This is a genomic window from Candidatus Aegiribacteria sp., from assembly GCA_021108435.1.
In the GTDB taxonomy this organism is placed as follows: Bacteria; Fermentibacterota; Fermentibacteria; order Fermentibacterales; family JCC-6; genus Aegiribacteria.
In genome coordinates, this window is sequence record JAIOQY010000205.1 from 1 (window position 1) to 4,648 (window position 4,648).

The following is a 4,648-nucleotide window of genomic DNA, read 5'->3' on the forward strand; positions in this document are numbered from 1 at the left end:
ATATAACCCGCTATATTCACTGTCCAGTTCATTTACCAACAATTTCTAATTCAGAATAATATGTTCACTCATTCTCGTCAAATAGTCATGCAGAAACCACTTGGTATTCTTCGCAGTTTTGTACGAGTACGCCTATAGAGTCTGCACTCGCAAATCTCCAGATCCATAACTGTCTGCACACCTCAGAACCTGACTGCTTGACAGGAATATATCCATGCATTATTCTATTGCAGTATTATCTGAAATAGAAACATTTTGATATTTTTAAAACGCGAAAACCTCGGAATCCCTGCCTGAGTCAATGAAATATGGATGAGGCAGGATATGTAAGGAGTTTGAAAATTCATGAAATCAGGGAAAAGCATTTGTATATTTACATTGCTGCTCATTGCCGGCCTCGCGCACGGTCAGCAGCCGGATACGCTCTGGACCAATCATTTCGGTGGATGGCTCTGGGACTATGCCTATGACGTTCGATCTACCGATGATGGCGGTTTCATTACTGTCGGTTTGTCGAATTCCTATATCAGTGGTTCAATATATCTTCAGGTTTATCTGGTAAAGACAAATGGCGATGGGGATATGCTCTGGTACAAAGTCATCGGACGGGAGTACAGCGACAGAGGGTACTCAATTCAGATTACTGAAGATGGCGGCTACATCATTACCGGCAGCAGTGAAGAGCATACCAGTTCTGGCGGGCTGGATGTCTATCTGGTCCGAACCGATTGCAATGGAGATACTCTCTGGACAAGAACCTACGGAGGCTCCCTTAACGACGAGGGTGAAGCAGTGGTGATAACCGCTGATCAGGGATACATGATAGCCGGGTATACGAACTCTTACGGAGCAGGTGACAAAGACTTCTATCTGATACGGACTGATTCCAGCGGTGACACTCTCTGGACCAGGACCTATGGCGGAACGGGTGATGATCTGGCATGGTCGGCAGCAGCAGTCCCGGACGGCGGGTTCATTATTACAGGCAGAACGGCATCATCAGGCGCGGGCAGCTGGGATGTCTGGCTGATTCGAACCGATGCTGACGGGAAAATGCTCTGGAACAAGACTTTCGGCGGAAGCGGATGGGATTCAGGTTTGGAAGTACAGTGCACAGCAGACGGCGGATTTATTCTCAACGGGTACACCATGTCATACGGTTCAGGTCAAACGGATTATTATATGCTGAAGACCGATGCTTCCGGCAATCTCCTGTGGTCTCGCACTTATGGCGGGAGTAATTATGATAATGGTACATCTATCCTGCAGCTTCCAGGTGGCGGCTACCTTCTTGGCGGATATACCAAATCTTTCGGGGATACAGACGGTGATTTCTGGATAATCAGAACCGATGCCAATGGTGACAGTCTCTGGAGTCAAATCTACGGTGGTTCAGGAATTGAGGCGCTCAACGGGATGGATCTGACCCTTGACGGCGGGTACATTCTTACAGGTAAGACCACCTCACTCGGCAGCTCCTCATCTGTCTGGCTGGTTCGTATCGCACAGGATTTCACCTGTATTGGCGAATCAGAAGATCTGGAGAACATGTCATCCGGGCTGCATTTCTCTTCGTTGACACAGAATCCGGTGTTTTCGCACATGTCATTTGATCTGAATACGATGGTTTCCGGATTTGCCGATGTTTCTGTTTATGATATTTCCGGAAGATGCGCTGATGTCATTTACAGTGGTCATCTCACGGAGGGAACGCACAGTTTCATGTGGACAGTACCGCAAACCGTTAGTAATGGTACTTATGTAATAAGGGCATCGTGCGGCGATCTTCTGGTAGTAACAAAGATTACCGTTCTCAAGTAGAGGCTGTTTGCGGCGGGGAAATCATGCAGTTGAAACACTGACTGCTTGACAGGAATAAAAAATGTCCGGTATTCTATCAGTGTTATTTCTTAATTAGAGGAAGGTGAAATTGAAAGGGCTGGATATAGTATCGGATTTCAGTAAACTTCAACTACTTAGTAATAAGTACGCATTCCAGATACTGAAAGAACTGCAGAAAATGCCGCAATCGGGTGTTCAGCTGGCAGAAAAGCTTGGAATGAAGACGCCGCGGGTAATTTATTACCTGAAGAAACTTGAGCATTCCGGTTTCGCCAGACAGATAGCACACAAACCTGTACGCGGAAATCGTGAAAAGTTCTACTGTGCGGTAGCTCAGGACTTTCTTCTATCAGCAGGACTTGAAGAGACGAGTGAATCGGACAGCGGGATGAATAGCAGCCTTAATAACTCTTACATCGAATATTTCCTGAAGCGTGATCTTGATCTTGATCTCAACGAGTTTGCCAGAGTCGTTCTTTCGGACTACCTTTCGATTCAGCCGGAAGAGAGGGTGGTTATAGGTTTCGAGGAACAGAACATAGGTATATACCTGAAAATTGCAGCACATCTAAGGCGTATTGGAGCGTACTATAGAACACTGGTCAGCAATCCTGTCCTCGCAAGAGAAATGCTGTTCGATCTTCCTGAAAAGGAAGTGGAGATATTCTACAAAGGTATTGCTGAGACGGTGGACTGGGCAGATGTCTGGATAGACATCAAACGATCTGCAATTTCAGATAAAGAAGGAGTTTCGAAAAAGAGGCTTGATTTCTTTACAGAAACACGGAGGCAAGCTCTTATAGGCATCAATGAGAAAGCGGGCATGAGAGCTATTGTCATATCCATACCTAGATTCGAAGAAAGATTCCACACGGACCCTGATGCACTTGAAAAGCTGACCATGTTCTGGAAAGCTGCTTCAGTAAGCGCCGGCGAGTTCAGTACTGCCCGTGATCTTGCAGAAAGAATACGGAAATATGAGACTTTCACTATACACACAGGCAATGACAATGTACTGCATGTTTCTGTAGATCGTGAAAAGTTCATTATAGATGCAGGACCATTCTCTTCATCGGAAATTAACAATGTGTCCTGTATTCCATCCGGGGAGATCACGTTCGTTCCTGTTATGTCAACAATTTCAGGAAGCATATACATGGACTACTGCGAATTGGATTATGCAGAGGCAAGAGGAATTAACCTCCAGGTAGAAAACGGCATCGTTACGGACTGCCGGATTGAAAGCGGCGATAAGCGGCTTGAAGAATACTTCAGAACAGCTGACCGTCAGGAGAAGACAATAAGTCAGGTCGGCTTCGGGCTGAATCCCGCAGCCAGCTCGGTGTCATACATCCCAAAACTCGACACCAAGGTTTTCGGAAGCTTTCATCTTTCTTTCGGAGACAATCGAGCTGTTGGAGGAGATATCACTGGATACACAGGCTGGGATATCATTACCGAGAAACCAAAAGTAACCAGCAATAATGACATTATATTGAATAATGGTGTATTTCAAATATAATATTTACTGCAGTGCCCTACTCTCCCAGAAGGTGGCCCAACCAAGGAGCTTGTCCGATAATGTGCATCGAGCAGAAGAGCCTCACGGCCGGTTAGTACTGCTCGGCTGAACACATTACTGTGCTTACACCTGCAGCCTATCAAACTCATAATTTCTAAGTCTTCTCATGATGATAGGTAGTACGGAGCTATTCCCGATACAGCTGCCAGAAGGATAGTGATGAATACAACCCGTTTTCCAATTTTTTCATCAACCGCACTTTCCTCAAACATGAAGCCCAGCCGGGTTGGAATAAACATCACCATACAGCAGATAAGCACTGTAAGGAAATGCTTGCCGGGCAGGAGAATTGTTCCATCCCCTACAATCCCGGGTGCGGTATCAGACAATTGTCCGAATATAGTCAACTGCGTATCCCAGATCACGGTTGCCAGGACGAGACCCGAGAAAAATAGAGAGAAATTATAGAATATCTTCAGGGAGTGCTTCTCTTTTTTTACTATCGTAGGGGCCTGGACAAAAGCGAACATAACGGCCATTTCCTTGATAAAAAGGGGCGCTATGAATAGCAACAGCAGGGGGGAGGACCATCCGCCTTTAAAGCCGAATGCGCAGAATGCGTAGTATCCGGCGTATGAGACCATAACGAAGTGCAGATATATGACGATTAAGATTAAATGGTTTTTCGAACGGCTGAATGGAGTATGCCTGATCTTGGAAAAGACAGCGGGAGTCTCCAGTGCAAGAGCAGCTATAATTAATACACCGAGCCAGGGCACATAGAATCCTTTCTCACCGGGATAACCAGCAGCAGAGATCAGGGGTTTCAGAGATTTCGCGTATACGAATGCCATTACGATATATCCTAAATTGTATAGGACACCGGCACTGGAAAGAACTTCTTTCCTGATCATTTTGAATGTTTTATTCATTCTATTCTCCGTAAGAAAGGTAAGTCCGACCTTACGTAAAAACCCCCGGGAGGGTTGGAGACCCGGGGGTTTCTCTTAGCGAAATTAAAGCCGGCAGTGTCCTACTCTCCCAGAAGGTGACCCAACTAGTACCATCGGCGCTGGAGGGCTTAACTTCCGTGTTCGGAATGGAAACGGGTGTGGCCCCTCCGCTCTGACCACCGGCAATTGCCAGTTCTTTCAAATCTATGCAGGGAATCGAGAAATCCGTGTAACCGTAGTATTATAGTAAAGTGTAGAAGCCTCACGGCCGATTAGTACTGCTCGGCTGAACACATTACTGTGCTTACACCTGCAGCCTATCAAACTCATA

Annotated in this window: 3 protein-coding genes and 2 rRNA genes; 2 read left to right on the forward strand and 3 right to left on the reverse strand. The window is 46.1% G+C overall.

The window, feature by feature from the left end:
• Positions 1 to 345: 345 nt before the first annotated feature.
• Together K8R76_12495 and K8R76_12500 are read left to right on the forward strand one after the other, a co-directional pair.
• Positions 346 to 1,821, forward strand: a complete 1,476-nt coding sequence (locus K8R76_12495; GenBank protein ID MCD4848996.1) for a hypothetical protein — start codon at positions 346 to 348, stop codon at positions 1,819 to 1,821.
• A 109-nt stretch (positions 1,822 to 1,930) separates the two neighbouring features.
• Entirely contained in the window at positions 1,931 to 3,364 is a 1,434-nt protein-coding gene (locus K8R76_12500) for a winged helix-turn-helix domain-containing protein (GenBank protein ID MCD4848997.1), read from the forward strand.
• 164 nt (positions 3,365 to 3,528) lie between these two features.
• On the opposite strand, the gene K8R76_12505 is transcribed toward K8R76_12500, so the two are convergent.
• The 3 genes from K8R76_12505 to K8R76_12515 all read right to left on the reverse strand — a co-directional run.
• On the reverse strand, positions 3,529 to 4,296 hold the full coding sequence (locus tag K8R76_12505; GenBank protein MCD4848998.1) for a hypothetical protein: 768 nt from the start codon (positions 4,294 to 4,296) through the stop codon (positions 3,529 to 3,531).
• Positions 4,297 to 4,384: 88 nt separating this feature from the next.
• Positions 4,385 to 4,501, reverse strand: a 5S ribosomal RNA gene (rrf, locus tag K8R76_12510).
• A gap of 67 nt (positions 4,502 to 4,568) precedes the next feature.
• Positions 4,569 to 4,648: ribosomal RNA gene (locus tag K8R76_12515) — 23S ribosomal RNA — on the reverse strand; the annotation flags it as partial.